This window comes from Roseibium sp. (assembly GCF_965276855.1).
Lineage (GTDB): Bacteria > Pseudomonadota > Alphaproteobacteria > Rhizobiales > Stappiaceae > Roseibium.
Genome location: NZ_OZ255700.1, coordinates 2,962,762 through 2,978,734, shown reverse-complemented (window position 1 = coordinate 2,978,734; position 15,973 = coordinate 2,962,762). Strand labels below are relative to the sequence as shown.

Genomic DNA, 15,973 nt, shown 5'->3' with positions numbered 1-15,973 from the left:
GGACCGCCGCCATTTCTGGCGACCGTCCAAAAGTGCGATTTACATGCGCTGAGAGCCGGTTCCGAATTCCGGATAGGCTTCGACACCGATCTCAACCTTGTCGAGACCCAGAGCCTCTTCCTCTTCGGAGACCCGGATACCCATGGCAGCTTTCAGGATGAACCAGACGATGCCGGATGCGACCAGTGTGAACACGCCGTAGGAGACGATACCGACGATCTGGGTGCCGTAGGATGCACCGTCGTTGGACAGCGGTACAATCAGCGTGCCCCAGATACCTGCTATCAGGTGGACCGGGATTGCGCCAACAACATCGTCGATTTTCAGCTTGTCGAGCAGCGGAACAGTGAAGACAACGATCACACCACCGATGGCACCGATGAAGACGGCTTGCCATACGCTCGGAGCCAGCGGCTCAGCTGTGATGGACACGAGGCCAGCCAGAGCACCGTTCAGAGCCATTGTGACGTCGACTTTTTTGTACATGACCTGGGTCAGGATGACCGCAGCAACAACACCGGCAGCAGCAGCCATGTTGGTGTTTGCAAAGATGCGGGAGATGTCGGTCACGTCACCGATGGAGCCCATTGCGAGCTGGGATGCACCGTTGAAGCCGAACCAGCCGAGCCACAGGATGAAGGTACCCAGTGTTGCAAGCGGCATGGAAGAACCCGGCATCGGGTGAACAGCGCCGTCCGTGCCGTATTTGCCTTTACGGGCACCGAGGATGATCGCGCCAGCAAGAGCTGCCCAGCCACCAACGGAGTGAACCAGCGTGGAACCGGCGAAGTCGGAGAAGCCCATCTCGGACAACCAGCCTGCGCCCCACTGCCAGGAACCTGCGATCGGGTAGATGAAGCCGGTCAGGACAACGGTGAAGATCAGGAACGGCCACAGCTTGATGCGCTCAGCCAAAGTACCGGAGACGATAGACGCTGCGGTTGCCACAAACACCATCTGGAAGAACCAGTCAGATGCGGTGGAGTAACCGGTGTCCAGCGCATCGCCGCCTACCGGATCGAAGGAATACGGACCGAAGGAGCCCATGAACCCACCGTCAACGCCGGTGTACATCAGGTTGTAGCCAGTAATCCAGAACATCAGACCCGCGATGGAGTACAGGGAAATGTTCTTCAGGCACTGCATGGAGACGTTCTTGGAGCGGACGAGGCCGGCTTCCAGCATGGCGAAACCAGCGGCCATCCACATGACCAGGAAACCACCGATCAGGAACAGCAGCGTGTTGAAGATGTAGGCGACTTCCGGTGTGACGGCCGGAGCTGCTTCAGCGTCCTGAGCCAATACCGGCAAGGCGGAGAGGCTCAAAATAGCCAGCGATGCCGCGCCCTTAGCGACAAGTTTTTTCATGAGTACGTTTCCTTACCTGAATGTCAGAGAGCTTCGGCGTCGGTTTCGCCGGTGCGGATGCGAACAACTTGATCGATGGAGTAGACAAAGATCTTGCCGTCCCCGATTTGACCGGTCTTGGCGGCCCCGGAGATGACCTCGACGACTTTGTCGACAGATCCGCCGTCTACGGCGACTTCGATCTTCAGCTTCGGAAGAAAGCTGACCGCATATTCGGTCCCGCGGTAGATTTCGGTATGACCCTTTTGGCGGCCGTAGCCCTTCACTTCTGTAACCGTGAGCCCCTGGATGCCGATGCCGGTCAAGGCATCGCGCACTTCGTCGAGCTTGAACGGCTTGATGATGGCCATCACTATTTTCATTGCTCGTTCCATTCCCCTCTTTAGTGCCCCTTCCCGGCGAAGAAGCTCCGAAACCGATCCGCCTGTTTGTCCGTTGTTCCCCTCTGGATGGGCCTTGGATCTTGCTGGCGCCGACAATCGGCACACGAACCGGTGTTGCCCCATCCTTTTCAAGGACTGTGCCAACTTGAGGATTTGATTCGAGAAACGGCTGTTTTCCGGCGTTTACAGAGCCGAACACTCCGCAGGAAGCCGACTCTCCAGCCGAACGGTGATGGTTTTTCAGGCAATAGAATTGCACATTAATTGTACAGATGCCTGACTTTTGTCGAAAAAATAGGCAACTATTTTGTGCGGCGCACACAAGCATAAAAAAACGGCAGACCCGAAGATCTGCCGCGGAAAAACCTGGAAGGCAGCCGAGTCAGGCGGAAAATCCCCCCCCCTTTAAGAAAGCGATCTCGGCGTCCGTCGATGTCCGGCCCAGAACGTCATTTCGGTGCGGGAACCGGCCGAAACGGCGGATGACATCCATGTGGATCAAAGCGTAGTGATAAAACTCCATGTTTCCAAGCGGCTGGCATAAATCCACCGCACGCTCCTGAAGCTGCATATCTTCAGCATGCTCAAAGGGCAGATAAAAGAACACCCGCACCGGCTTCGGGAAGGCCTTGTCATATCCGCGCGCGACGGCCGCCTCTGCAATGGCAACAGCTTTTGGATCAGCGGCAAATGCTTCCGCAGATCCCCGGAAGACGTTCCGGGTGAACTGGTCCAGCAGAAGAATCAGTGCCAGCGCGCCGCTCGGCGTTTCAGCCCATTCATCCAGATCGCCCTGTTGCGCCGCCTTGATCGTAGCAAGGAACGTGTCCCGGCAACGCGCATCAAAACCGTCATCGCGCGCAAACCATTTCTCCGCGCCCGCTTCCCACCAAAAGTCCAGGACGTCTATCGGACTTACCAGACCGTCGCTCATCAAAGGATCCTCTTTTCACGGCACCACCAGGGTATTCTCGGCGCCTGTTTCCAGGATATATATGCAAGGAAAGCAAGATGCTGTGAATGGAGTTCTGCGCGTGACCGAAAACACCCTGGATTTGATGGGCCTGAAATGCCCGCTTCCGGTTCTTAAAACAAAAAAGGCACTCTCAAGACTGAACACTGGCGCGGAACTCACAGTCCAAACAACGGATCCAATGGCAGAGATTGACATCCCGCACTTCTGTCAGGAACAGGGCCATACACTGGTAAACAAGGAAAAGACCGAAACGGGGCACAGCTTCGTGATCCGGAAAGGCTGAGCCGTTTTACTGGATGAACAGTAACGAATCTCTGAGTTCGTAGCAGGCACTTCGGCTGCACCCGAACTCCGGAACATTCGTCACGGCGCGATTATTTTCCTGCAATCCGATCAATCTTCCTGGCGAGCTTCAGATCCAACTCACTTAGCCCACCAACGTCATGTGTCGCCAAAGTGATATCGACGGTGCTGTAAACGTTCGCCCACTCTGGATGGTGGTTCATCTTCTCTGCGGCTAGGGCAACCTGGGTCATGAACCCAAAAGCTTCCAAAAAATCACCGAATTTGAAAGTCGCGGTGATTGCATCCCGGCCACTGACGAGTTGCCAATTCGCCAGGCTCTCCAAACCAGCAGTGCGCTCCTCCGGCGTCAGTTTTTCAACCATGCTTCACTCCCTTTAGAAAGGCTGTCTGCATCTTGCCGACACCCTTGATTTCAACAGCGCCTCGCTCTTGAAAGTCGAAATTAGTCTTGGCCATACTACGAAATGCGTCTGTCACCTGGATCTCACCAGCCACAGAATGCGATTCCATGCGGCTCGCGACGTTCACGGCATCTCCCCAGACATCGTAGGAAAACCGCCGCTTTCCGATCACACCGGCAATGGCTGGACCGGTATGAATACCAATCCGCAAGTTCAAATGCACGCCGCTGAGCGGTTCACTGGACTGGATCACACTCATCATCTTGAGCGCCAGATGACCGACCGCGACTGCAGCCTCGTGGGGCGGTCTCTGCAGCCCTCCAACCACCATGTACGCATCCCCGATCGTTTTAATTTTTTCAACGCCAAACTCTTCGACCAGATGATCGAAATCCCGAAACAGGCCATCAAGAAACCCGACCACCTCATCCGGTTGAAGGTTCCGCGCTGCCGGAGTGAACCCAACGAGATCCGCAAAGAGCACTGTCACAGCTTCATGCCGGTCAGCAATTCGTGTTTCTGGCGCCTTTTTTAGCCGATCTGCGATTGGCCGGGGCATGATGGTTTCGATCAAGGTTTCAGCTCGCTCGTGTTCGGCTGCCAAGGCAGCCTCAGCGCGATGCAACGCCGTCAAAGCATACACAATCAAAACGCTGGAGATGATCAGAACATTGACCATGACCTGCGCTGCCAATTGCTTTCGAAAGGCAAGGTCGTGAGGCATTACAGGCCCAACGTTCGGCGCAAAGACATACGCGGAGACCAGAAGAGCCAGGGCAAGACAGAAACAGCCCGCAAAAAGGCGCCAGTGGCCCACTCCGAAGAAGATGAACGCTGCTCCGCCCAAGGCAAAATAGGCCTGCGTCCCGCTTTCCAAACCCAGCGACCAAACGACGAACGTGTTTCCGGCCGCGATCACCACTACGAAATAGATCGCCGCAACGTTGTCGCCAAAGCGATGCAATCGCGAAGTCGCGGCAAACAGGCAGATCATGATGATCCCATAAATGCTGAGCGGCATCAGTTCATGAAATGCATAGGTCAGGTTCTGGATCGTATGAAACACGTTGTCGGCAATGCCAACCAGCGCCGAAACGTTCACGACCATCTGCCGGCGCCGGACATAGGGATCCGTTGACGTGATGCCAGCAGACGCCAGCCCCTTAAGCCAAACGGGCCACCTGACCTTGCGTAGTCTTTCAATCACCGGCAAAACCGACGCCTTCATTTTGTCCCTTATCGATCTTTGTGCCGGTGGCACAAAAAACGCCACCCTGTACTCTGAGGGATGTTCTTCAAAACGTGTTTCCGACAGCAAATGTCAGGACCGCAGCCGATCCGCTTGACAGCAGCGTCAGTGCCCGGTTGATAGGCTTATGACTTCAGTACTTTTCGTCTGCCTTGGCAACATCTGCCGTTCACCGCTCGCCGAAGGGGTTTTTCGCGCCACAGTGGGAAATGCCGGATTGAGCGATCGCTTCTTAATCGATTCAGCCGGAACGGGCGCTTGGCACGCAGGAGACCCGCCAGATCCCCGATCGATTGAGATCGCCGCACGGCACGGAATTGACTTGACCGCACAACGGGCCCGTCAGGTGACCGATCGCGATTTCACGCAGTTTGATTTCATCTTGGCGATGGACTCAAACAACCTGAGCACATTGAAATCACGCACCAAGAAAGACCATCCCGGCCTGCGTCTGTTCCTGAACTCACCACCAACCGATGTGCCGGATCCTTATTATGGCGGCGATGATGGTTTCGAACGGGTCTACCAAATGATTGATGGTGGCAGCCGATCCTTGCTGACCGCTTTGAAGGCGCATTTGTGACGTTCGAACCAAGAGGTTCATAAATCCGTCTCAGTCGCTGCGCTAATCAGAAGTTGATCGTTTCAATTTCTGGCGCTGAAATGAAAATCCTGTGGTGGTCGTTGGCCGCTGTTCTCATCCTGCTCGGCCTGGCGACCGTATGGTTGCCGATCCCGACTGGCGTGCCGCTCTTAGCGCTCGGCAGTGTGGTCATCATCGGCACAAGCCGGAGCGCCGCCCGCCACTTGCGCAAACGCCGCAAGTCAGCACCGCAACTGAATGACATGATCACCTGGGTGGAGGACCGGTCGCCATTACGATTTGCCCGGATCCTCAAACGCACACGGCCGAGAAAAAAGTGACCCGTTAGGTTCTTTAGTTCTCTGACTGTGCGCTCCCGGAACCGCGAAGGGCTTGCCGCAGCCGGACAAGAAGCCGTTTTGCCAAACGATGCAGCCGCCGGCCGTTTCGCGTGAACCATTCGTCCAGCCCCTGATCCGTCATGAGGGGCGGTTTTTTCAAATAAAGCAGCCAATAGACGCTCAGGATTACAAGGAACGTCAGCCCCCAAGACAACATGGTGTCGGAGAAGAAATGCCCGCCAAAGGCAACCCGATTGATTGACAGGATCAGACACAGCGGCAGCACAAACGCAAGAACCGCCTTCCGCCAAGAAGCTGGAACCAGAAACGCCATCGTCACAAGCCAGATACCTGCAGCCCCTTCGCCGGACGTAAACGAGCAATTCCGTTCGCAATAATCAGTCATTTTCCAGACTGGTTGAAACGGCAACTCCCCGCCAAACTCTTCAATCGAGCGCGGCCGTGGGCGGCCCCAGTTATCCTTCAGGATCGAGTTCACCAAGATCCCCGGTCCCAGGATCAATGTGGAGATGAGAAACACCGGCTTTCGAAGCGGCAAGATTGGAGGCCGGCCTGGCAGCAACAACTTGATCACCAAAATGGCCACCGAACAGATGGCGATCGTTTGAACCAGATACGGTCCAAGGTGCCGGACTTTTTGCAGGAACGGATTGTGTTGCGCCCAAAAGCCATCCGTTTGACTGTAGAAAAGACCGCTTACCCACAAATCGGTTTGGGGAAAGGCCAGAAAAAACGCAGACACCAGCGCGACATAGGCGATGGTGGCCAAGAACGGATGTGCGATGCACCAGGCAACAGCTTTGCTTGTGGCAATGTTCTGGATATGCTTTGTCAAACGCGTGTCGATCATGGCCGCTGTTTAGCGCATCCCTGTTGCCCATCCAATCCTTTCCTGCCGGTTTTCTCCGGCGTGCTTCATGAAAAACTCGATCGCTCCATGACCACTGACCCAAAACTCCAGTCCAACGTCGTCCAACTACACGCAACGACGCAGCCATCGATCGAGTTCTGGTACGAATTCGGCTCTACTTACAGCTACTTGTCCGCAATGCGGATTGAAACACAGGCGCGGGATGCCGGTGTCAGCTTGTCTTGGAGACCGTTCCTGCTTGGCCCGATTTTCAAGAAAAGCGGCTGGGACACGTCGCCGTTCAACCTCTATCCGGCCAAAGGCCGTTACATGTGGCGGGATATGGAGCGCCAATGCGCCCGCTATGGCCTGCCATTGACCATCCCGGATCCATTTCCTCAGGCCGGATTGCTGGCCGCGCGGATTGCTCAGGCAGGGCGGACACAGCCTTGGATCGGCGACTTCACGCGCGCCGTTTTTGTTGCCGAGTTCGGCAGCGGTGAGGACATTTCCGATGAAGCCTTTTTGGCGCACCTCCTCCTGGAGGCAGGCGCTCCTGCCAAGGACGTTCTCGAGGCTGCTAAATCGCCAGAAGTAAAGGACGCTTTGCGCGCATCTGTCGGCGAAGCGGAAGAAAAAGGTATTTTCGGTGCACCCAGTTTCGTGCTTCAAAATGGCGAACTGTTCTGGGGCGATGATCGCCTCGCCGATGCGCTCGAAATGGCAATAGAGATCGCAACAGCCTAATTGCGACCCCGCTGCCCGTCTCGACGACTGACTAGATCCAGTGAACACTCTTGAGTTGCTGCGCTCTTACAAGGACATCGTAAAGAGCAGACGGCGCCAGCGGCTTGCCCAACCCCTCCATAAATCCAGCCTTTCGAAGCAAATTGTCGCCAAAAGCTTCCAGAGCAGCAGTAACCGCTATGAGCGGCAACTCCTCGGCCGGTCGGATCCGGCGCAGCTCCTGGGCAACTTCAAGACCCCCCATGCCGGGCATATGAAGATCCAGGAGAACGGCCCCGAATTCCTTTTCCAGAGCCAGTCTAATCGCATCCTCGCCCGAATGAGCAATGTCGGAGGTCACGCCAAAGGATTCCAACAAGGCGGCCAAGAGGCGGCAATTGGTTTCATTGTCGTCTACGATCAGGACATGGTCAGGAAGTTCATTGTCTTCTGCGCCCGCCTTTGAAGCAGTCTTACCGCCTTTAATCCCGGGCGCGGCCGGCTCTACAGGGATTTGCACTTCGAAGCGGCTGCCGCCCGCCTCCGGGGAGGAGTGGTTCAAGACGCCGCCCATTTGCCGAACCGTTTGGGCAATTCCCCAAAGGCCAAGACCGCTGCCCGGTGTTTTTTCCTGAGCTCTGCGCCCTCTCACAAAAGGACGGAACAGATCGTCCCGTTCCGTTGGATCAATGCCGGGCCCTGTATCAGTAATTGAGAGACTGACCCAATAGGCGTCTGCAGCACTCGCACTCGACTGCTCGGAGGATCCAAGCTGCTTTTCAGGAAACGGACAAGAGATCACCTCAAGACTGATGCCGCCTCTCTCCGTGTACTTGATTGCATTGTCGAGCAAGGCGGAGACAGTGCGCCGGAGTTGGCCCGCAGCAGCCGTCTGGCACGCGCCAGCCGTGTCCTGAAGCCGGACCGTGAGTTTCAGGCCTTTTTTCTCGGCAGCCACACGGAACAGATCTGCACAATCGTGAACAAGGGATGATATTGAAACGGCTGCATCTTCGCCCGCATTCCCGGGAGCTGCATCCGCAATCAATTCCGTTGTCATCTGCTCGAGAGAGTCGATGGCCCTCATGAGCACGGACAGTTGCTCTGATTGGGCGTCGTTCAAAGGCCCTGTTTCAATCAGTTCTGCTGTCAGCCGCATGGCGCCCAAGGGCGTGCGCAAATCATGCGCCAGAAGCGCAAGATTGACACTGTCCTCATCGTATTCAGCCATTCGGCGCGACCCCAATTCAAAACGGATGGCATCAGGGGCTTGCGTCCCGATCTCCAGCGAACCAGTATGACAGACTTGCTTACCTTCCCCGCTGGCCGGTGTCCACCAGCCATGCTCAAGCCCCGTCAAAGGCATGTTTGTTCAAACACTCACAATCGTTGCCCCTGTCTTTCTGCTGATCGGTTTTGGATACGGTCTGGCCCGAACCAAAATCCTCAGCATGAAGGTAAGCGAAGCGCTCGGCGAATTTGTCTATGTGGTCGCCATTCCGATCCTGATTTTCCGGACGCTTGTAACAGCAGATCTGTCGGCAGGACTGCCATGGGCGCTTTGGGCGAGTTACTTTCTCGGGATCGCGTGCGCCTGGACACTTGGAACTCTCGTCATTCGCAAAGGCTTCGGGCGCGATGCCCGTGCCGGTGCGATCGGAGCGATCTCGGCGGCCTTTGCAAATACAATTCTGGTCGGCCTGCCGCTGGTCGCAGCGGTTTACGGGGATGACGGCCTGATCCCCTTGCTGCTCATCGTTTCCATCCATCTGGCCTTCATGACCGTTTTGATGGCGATCGTGATGGAGCGGGCCGCCGCCCATGACAGCGGCGGGGAAAGCCCACCGGTACTGACCTTGATTAAAAGCGCCGTGAAAAGCCTGATCCGCAATCCGCTGGTGATCACCATTATCGCCGCGTTCTGCTGGCGCATGACCGGGTTTGACCTGCCGTCTTTGGCCAGTGACCTGCTGAACCGGATCGGCGCAACCGCATTGCCCCTCGCCCTGATTTCGCTGGGTATGAGCCTTGTTCAATATGGCATGCGCGGCAACATACTGCCCGGGCTGGTCCTGTCAGCCATCAAGATCGTCATCATGCCGGCAGCTGTATTCTCGCTGGGGTTTTTCGTCTTCAACTTGCCGCCGCTGTGGGTGGCAGTTTCCACCCTGACTGCAGCCTGCCCGACCGGGATCAACGCCTATGTTTTTGCAAACAAATACGGCACCGGTCACGCCATGTCAGCGAACGCGATCACCGTAACCACAGCGCTGGCCGTTTTGACGACAAGTCTCTGGATCTGGTTCCTGGAATATGTCCTCGGGATGTAGTGAAAAGGGCAGAGCGTTAGAGCCCAATACGTTTGCGAAGATCCGCGTGGGTCACGCCGGCGTCCCGCAAGGATCGCAGGCTTGTGTCCTGGTTTGACTTGGACAACTTGCGGCCATCGTTACCAAGGATCAGCCGGTGGTGGCGGTATCGGGGCTCCGGCAGGTCCAACAGGTGCTGAAGCACGCGGTGGACGCTCGTTGCTGCATAGAGATCCCGTCCACGCAGCACATCCGTGATTCCCTGGCGCGCGTCATCGACGACAACGGAGAGGTGATAGCTGGTCGGCGTGTCTTTCCGGGCCAGAACCACATCGCCCCAGGCAGCGGCATCAACGGCGATGGATTCATCCGCATCAAACAAAGCCGGGCCTTCCGCGCCAAACTCCTGCCAGGTGAGTGGTTCTCCGATTCGGTCAAGGGCAGCCGTCATATCAAGTCGAAGCGCAAAGGGCGCATCGCTCTGAGACCGTTCTTGTATTTCCTCTTCGCTAAGGACCGCATCGTCTCCGGGATAAAGCGGCGCGCCATCCGGATCCCGTGGCCAAGGGCTGCCCTTTTCTTCGTGACCCGCGACGAAGCGCTTGATCTCGGCCCGCGTCAGGTAGGCCGGATAGACCAGCCCGAGGTCCTGAAGCTTTTCCAGCGCCGACCGGTAGTGCGGAAAGGCTACCGACTGACGCAGCACCGGCTCATCAAGCGGCACACCAAGCCATGCCAGATCCTCAAACAGATCCCGTTCCAGCTCAGGCGTGCACCGGGTCTGATCAATGTCTTCGACACGCACCAGGAACCGGCCATGCAACGCCACAGCCGCCCGGGCATTGAGCAAGGCCGACAAGGCATGGCCAAGATGCAGATGTCCATTCGGAGAAGGCGCGAAACGAAAGACGGGCTCAGTCATGAAGCTTGAGAACGGTTGATTGGAAGCTGCGGGTCTTTTACGGCTAACCGTTCCTATCATTCCGAAGCCCTTGCGCAAGCATGGAGACCGTCGAAGTCCCGCGATGAAGCCAATTCACACAGAAGATGACTTGAACCGGGGGCTTTCGGAGCTCCTTGCCGCAAATCCGCGCTTACAGAGCATCTCAGAAAAGGCAGGGCTCCTGCCGCTGCGCCGTCGGCCAGCTGACTTTGAAGGACTGGCGCATATCATCACCGGCCAGCAGGTCTCCGTTGCCAGCGCGAGCGCAATCTTTGCCCGCTTGCAGACCTTGGTCACGCCATTGACCGCTGAGAATCTGTCCAGCTTTGGCGATGAAGATCTGGCCGCGGCTGGCTTGTCCAAACCCAAAATCCGGACCCTGCGCGCCGTAACAACAGCCTGTGAGAACGGCCTCGATTTGGCCGGTCTGGCGACTGCCCCGGCCGAACACGCGCACACCCAATTGTGCGAAATAAAGGGGATCGGGCGATGGACGGCCGACATATTTCTTCTCTTTTGCGCAGGTCACCCGGACATTTTTCCAAGCGGAGATCTTGCCCTTCAAATCGCTGTTCGCGACGCGTTCGAACTCAGTGAAAAGCCGGACGTAAAAACACTGGACCGGATTGCCTTGGATTGGGCACCGAACAGAGGCGTCGCAGCACGGCTGTTCTGGGCCTGGTACCGTGTACATAAACAGGGCAAGGAAACCCTGCCGGTCTAATCGGAAACCATCGATCTGGGATACATCGCCCGTAAAGACTTCTGCGCTAAGGCTTCATGGCAAGGGTTCTAGTGAGATTTCGGTGGTGCAATGAGAACTGTTGTCTGTTTCTTCGCAATTCTATTTGGGTTTGTCCTGACATCCGCTTTTGCCAGCGAACCGCTCTCAGCATCTGAAAACAGATGGGCACGAATGTCGAACGCCTGCCAGACTGAACTGGGCCTTTCGGCAGACCAATGCGGCTGCATTTTCACCAAGTCACTGGACACAAATCTTTCCAACGTCGATCTCTCATTTTACTACGCCAACGAACCGGGCCGCCTGTCTGCGCAGGCACTCGCCAAGTTGGATGAACTGCGTCAAATTTGCACGACAGATGGGACGGCCGGTGGCTCAGTTCAGCCAAGTGAACACACCGACTTATGTGAGAGCAAAAGCGATATGGACGCGCCCCGCTGCAGCTGTTTCTTGCGAAAAACCACCGCGGCTAACTACGCGTCCAATGATGTTGAAATGTTCCTGCGCGGGCGTGCATCGAAGGTGAGCGAGTTCAGCCTCTACACAGAGATGACCATTCACCTTCTGGATTGCGAGAAGGAAGTCATTCAAGGCCGTTGAGGCGCAGCCAATCGGAAGCCGCAAGCCGCTTGCCAAGGGCCTTTAGGAGGACACGGACCCACTCATGGAGGCGGCAGACCGGATCAGCAACTCGATATCTTCTGGCCGCGACAAACGGTGATCACCATCCGGCACGACTGTAAACGTCACATCATCCTGCGGCAGAGCCTGCACCAGCCGTTCCGCATGACCAAGTGGAACATCCCGGTCCAGCGCACCTTGCAGGATCGTCACCGGCACCCCGATCTGAAGAGAGCTGCCGAACAGCAAATGAGACCGCCCGTCTTCGATCAACTTGCGGGTGATGACATAAGGATCATCGCTGTAGTCGGACGGCTGCTCCCAGCGTCCGTCCTGCAGGATTGCCGCGCGAATGTCGTCCGAGAACCGCTCTTTCCACATCAGCTCTTCTGTGAAGTCAGTCGCTGGCGCGATCAATATCAACCCCTTTATCCGGTTTGTTTCCTTGCGTGAGAGAGCCAGGAGAAGAGCAATCCAGCCGCCCATGGACGAGCCGACAAGAATCGTATAGCCGCTCGTGCAGGTGTCGAACACCGCCTCGGCTTCCTCCAGCCAATCGGACACGCACGCCTCTTCAAATGCGCTTTCCGAAAGTCCATGCCCGGAATAATCAAAGCGAACCGCTTCCTGCCCTCGCTCCCGAGCAAATGCAGACAGGGCCTCGGCCTTGGTTCCGCTCATGTCAGACTTGAAACCCGACAGCCACATGAGACCGGGCGATCTTCCCGCATCTTTCCGGACAGCGATTTTCCGCCTCTGACCGTTTTTTCCGACCTCGATGAATTGCGGTTCCGCCGCGCCCATACTATGGCTCTCTTTCAGTTTCTTCAGCTCGTGTCCTTTGGCACAGCCATTCGTCATTTGAAAGACCGCCCGGAGCTTTGCTGGTGTCCCTGCCCACCGCCCCAACCGTATTGCAAGTGATCCCCGACCTGAACTCGGGGGGCGCGGAACGCACCACTGTCGACATTGCCCGCGCTCTTATCGATGCAGGTGGAACCGCACTCGTAGCTAGTCAGGGCGGGCAGATGGTACGCGAGCTGGAAGATATCGGTGCCCAGCATTTCACACTGCCGGTCAAATCAAAAAACCCGATCACGCTCTGGAAAAATGCTGGCCTGTTGAGCAATCTCATCCGCGCGCAAAACGTTGACATCATTCACGCACGGAGCCGGGCACCAGCTTGGTCTGCGCTCTTTGCAGCCCGCCGGATGCATATACCGTTCGTCACCACCTATCACGGCAGCTACAGTCAATCGAATGCGGTCAAGGGCATTTACAATTCAATCATGGCCCGCGGCGACACAGTGATTGCGAACTCCAAATACATTGCCGATCTGATCACCGACCGGCACCCGTTTGCAAAAGATCGCATCACAGTGATCCATCGCGGCTCGGATTTGAAAGGTCTCGCGCCGGAAAACGTTAGTGCCCTACGGCGCCAGGCTTTGAAAGACAGTTGGGGCGTTCCCACAGGCCGCCCGATCATCATGAACATGGCCCGTCTCACCAGCTGGAAGGGCCAAAAGGTTTTGATCGAGGCCATGGGCGCGCTCAAAGCGTCAGGAATGACTGCTCCAATCGCTATTCTTGCCGGTGACGCTCAAGGCCGGGACGGCTACGTGGCTGAGTTGAAGCAGTTGATTGCAGACTGGAACCTGCAGGATCAGGTCAGATTGGTCGGCCATTGCGCGGACGTGCCGGCGGCCATGGCGCTATCTGATCTGGCTGTTGTTGCCTCGATTGAACCGGAAGCCTTCGGCCGAGCCGCTGTTGAAGCCCAAGCTGCCCGTGTTCCAGTCATCGTTTCTGACCTTGGCGCCGTGCCCGAAACCGTGCTGGCACCGCCTGATGCTGCAGAAAAAGACCGCACCGGATGGCGCGTTCCGCCTGGTGACAGCGATGCGCTGGCCTCGGCGATCAAGACTGCGCTTGCACTATCAGCAGAAGACCGGCTCGCACTGACAGGCCGGGGCCTGACCCACGCGAGCCGAAATTTTACTGTCGAGACGATGTGCGCTAAGACGCTAGCCGTTTATGCCAAGCTGCTGGATCGCTGACCGTTCCGTTTAAGCCGCCCTGATCTGACCGAGGAAGCGGTTCACTTCATCACGCAGCAGATCGGATTGCTCGGTCAGTTCGTTGATGCTGGACTGAACCGCATGGGTGGCTTGGCTTGATTCCACAGATGCATCTTTCACAACCTTGATACTGTCCGAAACGTCCCGGGTACCATTCGCGGCCTGAGCAACGTTTTCCGCAACGCTTTGGGTTGTTGCACCTTGCTCTTCCATGGCAGACGCGATCGCGGTCGAGGACTGTTCGAGATCGCGCATGACATCACCGATCTTCGCAATGGAACCGACGGCTGTTTTTGTTTCCGCCTGAATTTCGGTCACCAGCTCCGAAATGTTTTCCGTTGCCTTGGCGGTTTCATTCGCGAGTGCCTTCACTTCACTGGCAACAACCGCGAAGCCCTTCCCGGCCTCCCCAGCGCGGGCAGATTCGATGGTTGCGTTCAATGCGAGCAGATTGGTCTGTTCGGCGATATCGGAAATCATCGAAACGACTTCGCCGATCCGGTCTGCCATGTTGGCAAGCGTTTCCATCTGCGTTGCAGTGCCGGTCACATCCTGCGCCGCACTTTTTGAAGCAGCCGACGCCCGGATAATCTGCTCGTTGATCTCGCTGATTGAAGCGGTCATTTCTTCCGCGGCGGACGCAACCACAGACACATTTTCCGTTGTCTGCGCTGAGGCCGACGCTGCCACTTCAGCGCGTTCGCTGGTGTTTTCCGAGACACGCGCCATAGTCTGGGCGCTGTGATCCAGGTTTGTCGCAGTCGTAGAAACGCGTTCAACGATGGCGCCAACGGACGCTTCAAACTGACCTGCGAGGTTCTCCATGAACGCGCGTTTTTCCTCTTCCGCGCGGGCAGTCCGGTCCTGCTGGTCTTGCTCAAGCTCCTGCGTCCGGATTGCGTTTGCCCGGAAGACTTCCACGGCGCGCGCAATACTGCCGATTTCATTGCTGCGGTCCGCATACGCGACGGTCACATTATTGTTGCCACCCGCAAGCTCATTCATGACCTCGGTCAGGTCGTTGATCGGGCGCGTGATGCTCCGCCCGATCAGCCAGCCAAGACCGATTGCCAGAACCAAGCTGATCGCTCCGATCACCAGGAAGAGATTGTTCGAGAAGTTGCGGGCAGATTCGAGACCGGCACTTGCAGCCTGTTTGCCAAGATAAGCGGCTTCGGACAGCTTTGACCAATCCGGCATGATCTTTTCGAATGTTGCATCGGCCGCATCGATCTGTGCATTGATGAACTGGGACTTCTCGGCGAACAGTTTGAAACTGGCTTGGTAGGCATCGAGCAATGCGCTGATTTCTTTTTGCTCTGCTTCCGGCAGACCGCTGCCTGGCAGCATCTCTGCAAATTCACTGCGCCGGTCATCAATCCGGCCAATGTATTTATCAGCACCGCGCAGCATGAAGTCCTTCTCGTGACGCCGCATCATCAACATCTTGACGGTCAGTGCATCGAGGTTCGCTGCTTTTAGACGCTCCTCAACGTTGTGTACCGCGCCGCGAAGTTCGCCCTTAAGGCCGGCCTTCTCGTTCAACCCCATCTCTGTCGATTGAGTCACGATCGTAGCGAAATCAGCCTTGTGCTGCGCCAAAGTGCTTTCCAGGCTTTCAATCACCGGCATCTGATCGGCAGCTTCCGGCTTTTCTGCGGTGAGCTTCAGGAACTCGACGGCTTCGCCATACCTCTCGTCATATGTGGTTACGAGAGTCTCATCCTTTGTCAGCAGGAAGTCCTTTTCCAATCGCCGCATGTCTTGCGCTTTCGCCAGAACCTGGGACACGTAGTAATCCATCTGGGAGTACTCAGCGAGACGGTCGTTCTCGGCGCTGACAAGCTGCTGACTATGCCGCGCGACGAAAAACAGCATAACGATTGCAACAACGGTGATAGCCGACAGGCTGCCTACCCGTGCGGCAATAGATAAATTGGTGAGTGACTTCATGGTTGCACAGACTCTTCTTTTTTACCGAGAGATGCATTACGCAACTCACGCACAGTAAGAACAGAAGAAGCAAAACGAATTAATTTTCTTTTACAACCGATATCAAAAAACCTAAAAATT

The 15,973-nt window shown here is 56.4% G+C and carries 18 protein-coding genes; 8 read left to right on the top strand and 10 right to left on the bottom strand.

Annotated elements, in window-relative coordinates; all coding sequences use genetic code 11:
• Positions 1-39: 39 nt before the first annotated feature.
• The 3 genes from ACQY4Z_RS13730 to ACQY4Z_RS13720 all read right to left on the bottom strand — a co-directional run bounded on the left by ACQY4Z_RS13730 (position 40) and on the right by ACQY4Z_RS13720 (position 2,685).
• Entirely contained in the window at positions 40-1,368 is a 1,329-nt protein-coding gene (locus tag ACQY4Z_RS13730; protein WP_428522120.1) for an ammonium transporter, read from the bottom strand.
• A gap of 23 nt (positions 1,369-1,391) precedes the next feature.
• Positions 1,392-1,730: a P-II family nitrogen regulator gene (locus ACQY4Z_RS13725; protein WP_040452614.1), complete on the bottom strand. Its 339-nt coding sequence runs from the start codon at positions 1,728-1,730 to the stop codon at positions 1,392-1,394.
• A gap of 403 nt (positions 1,731-2,133) precedes the next feature.
• Positions 2,134-2,685 (bottom strand): DUF924 family protein, encoded by a 552-nt coding sequence (locus tag ACQY4Z_RS13720; RefSeq protein ID WP_428522118.1) that lies wholly within the window; start codon positions 2,683-2,685, stop codon positions 2,134-2,136.
• Between the two features lie 61 nt (positions 2,686-2,746).
• Here ACQY4Z_RS13720 and ACQY4Z_RS13715 point away from each other — a divergent pair, with 61 nt between their 5' ends.
• Positions 2,747-3,010, top strand: coding sequence for a sulfurtransferase TusA family protein (locus tag ACQY4Z_RS13715; protein WP_428522116.1), 264 nt, complete (start codon positions 2,747-2,749; stop codon positions 3,008-3,010).
• 91 nt (positions 3,011-3,101) lie between these two features.
• On the opposite strand, the gene ACQY4Z_RS13710 is transcribed toward ACQY4Z_RS13715, so the two are convergent.
• Positions 3,102-3,395 (bottom strand): 4a-hydroxytetrahydrobiopterin dehydratase, encoded by a 294-nt coding sequence (locus ACQY4Z_RS13710; protein WP_428522114.1) that lies wholly within the window; start codon positions 3,393-3,395, stop codon positions 3,102-3,104.
• Positions 3,388-4,662, bottom strand: a complete 1,275-nt coding sequence (locus ACQY4Z_RS13705; protein ID WP_428522112.1) for an adenylate/guanylate cyclase domain-containing protein — start codon at positions 4,660-4,662, stop codon at positions 3,388-3,390. The genes ACQY4Z_RS13710 and ACQY4Z_RS13705 overlap by 8 nt, the downstream gene beginning before the upstream one ends.
• A gap of 148 nt (positions 4,663-4,810) precedes the next feature.
• Here ACQY4Z_RS13705 and ACQY4Z_RS13700 point away from each other — a divergent pair, with 148 nt between their 5' ends.
• Together ACQY4Z_RS13700 and ACQY4Z_RS13695 are read left to right on the top strand one after the other, a co-directional pair.
• Positions 4,811-5,266: a low molecular weight protein-tyrosine-phosphatase gene (locus tag ACQY4Z_RS13700; protein ID WP_428522110.1), complete on the top strand. Its 456-nt coding sequence runs from the start codon at positions 4,811-4,813 to the stop codon at positions 5,264-5,266.
• Positions 5,267-5,346: 80 nt separating this feature from the next.
• Entirely contained in the window at positions 5,347-5,607 is a 261-nt protein-coding gene (locus tag ACQY4Z_RS13695) for a hypothetical protein (protein ID WP_428522108.1), read from the top strand.
• A gap of 13 nt (positions 5,608-5,620) precedes the next feature.
• On the opposite strand, the gene ACQY4Z_RS13690 is transcribed toward ACQY4Z_RS13695, so the two are convergent.
• Entirely contained in the window at positions 5,621-6,478 is an 858-nt protein-coding gene (locus ACQY4Z_RS13690) for a phosphatase PAP2 family protein (protein ID WP_428522106.1), read from the bottom strand.
• A gap of 87 nt (positions 6,479-6,565) precedes the next feature.
• On the opposite strand from ACQY4Z_RS13690, the gene ACQY4Z_RS13685 reads away from it, so the two are divergent.
• Complete coding sequence (locus tag ACQY4Z_RS13685; RefSeq protein ID WP_428522104.1) at positions 6,566-7,225, top strand: 2-hydroxychromene-2-carboxylate isomerase; 660 nt, start codon at positions 6,566-6,568, stop codon at positions 7,223-7,225.
• 31 nt (positions 7,226-7,256) lie between these two features.
• On the opposite strand, the gene ACQY4Z_RS13680 is transcribed toward ACQY4Z_RS13685, so the two are convergent.
• Positions 7,257-8,570 carry an ATP-binding response regulator gene (locus ACQY4Z_RS13680; RefSeq protein WP_428522102.1) on the bottom strand — a complete coding sequence of 438 codons (1,314 nt, stop codon included), beginning with the start codon at positions 8,568-8,570 and terminating at the stop codon, positions 7,257-7,259.
• Here ACQY4Z_RS13680 and ACQY4Z_RS13675 point away from each other — a divergent pair.
• Complete coding sequence (locus tag ACQY4Z_RS13675; protein WP_428522100.1) at positions 8,569-9,534, top strand: AEC family transporter; 966 nt, start codon at positions 8,569-8,571, stop codon at positions 9,532-9,534. The two genes, ACQY4Z_RS13680 and ACQY4Z_RS13675, sit on opposite strands and share 2 nt — an antisense overlap.
• 16 nt (positions 9,535-9,550) lie before the next feature.
• Here the strand turns inward: ACQY4Z_RS13675 and gluQRS are convergent, their stop codons facing one another.
• Positions 9,551-10,435, bottom strand: a complete 885-nt coding sequence (gluQRS, locus tag ACQY4Z_RS13670; RefSeq protein WP_428529556.1) for a tRNA glutamyl-Q(34) synthetase GluQRS — start codon at positions 10,433-10,435, stop codon at positions 9,551-9,553.
• 103 nt (positions 10,436-10,538) lie between these two features.
• Here gluQRS and ACQY4Z_RS13665 point away from each other — a divergent pair, with 103 nt between their 5' ends.
• Positions 10,539-11,180, top strand: coding sequence for a DNA-3-methyladenine glycosylase family protein (locus ACQY4Z_RS13665; protein WP_428522098.1), 642 nt, complete (start codon positions 10,539-10,541; stop codon positions 11,178-11,180).
• Positions 11,181-11,270: 90 nt separating this feature from the next.
• The gene (locus ACQY4Z_RS13660) at positions 11,271-11,798 is read left to right on the top strand and encodes a hypothetical protein (protein ID WP_428522096.1); all 528 of its coding nucleotides are present in this window, start codon (positions 11,271-11,273) and stop codon (positions 11,796-11,798) included.
• 42 nt (positions 11,799-11,840) lie between these two features.
• Here the strand turns inward: ACQY4Z_RS13660 and ACQY4Z_RS13655 are convergent, their stop codons facing one another.
• A complete protein-coding gene (locus tag ACQY4Z_RS13655) occupies positions 11,841-12,680 on the bottom strand; it encodes an alpha/beta hydrolase (RefSeq protein ID WP_428522094.1) in 840 nt (279 codons plus the stop codon).
• A gap of 26 nt (positions 12,681-12,706) precedes the next feature.
• On the opposite strand from ACQY4Z_RS13655, the gene ACQY4Z_RS13650 reads away from it, so the two are divergent.
• A complete protein-coding gene (locus tag ACQY4Z_RS13650) occupies positions 12,707-13,879 on the top strand; it encodes a glycosyltransferase family 4 protein (RefSeq protein WP_428522092.1) in 1,173 nt (390 codons plus the stop codon).
• A gap of 9 nt (positions 13,880-13,888) precedes the next feature.
• Here the strand turns inward: ACQY4Z_RS13650 and ACQY4Z_RS13645 are convergent, their stop codons facing one another.
• Positions 13,889-15,853 carry a methyl-accepting chemotaxis protein gene (locus ACQY4Z_RS13645; RefSeq protein WP_428522090.1) on the bottom strand — a complete coding sequence of 655 codons (1,965 nt, stop codon included), beginning with the start codon at positions 15,851-15,853 and terminating at the stop codon, positions 13,889-13,891.
• Positions 15,854-15,973 lie beyond the last annotated feature (120 nt).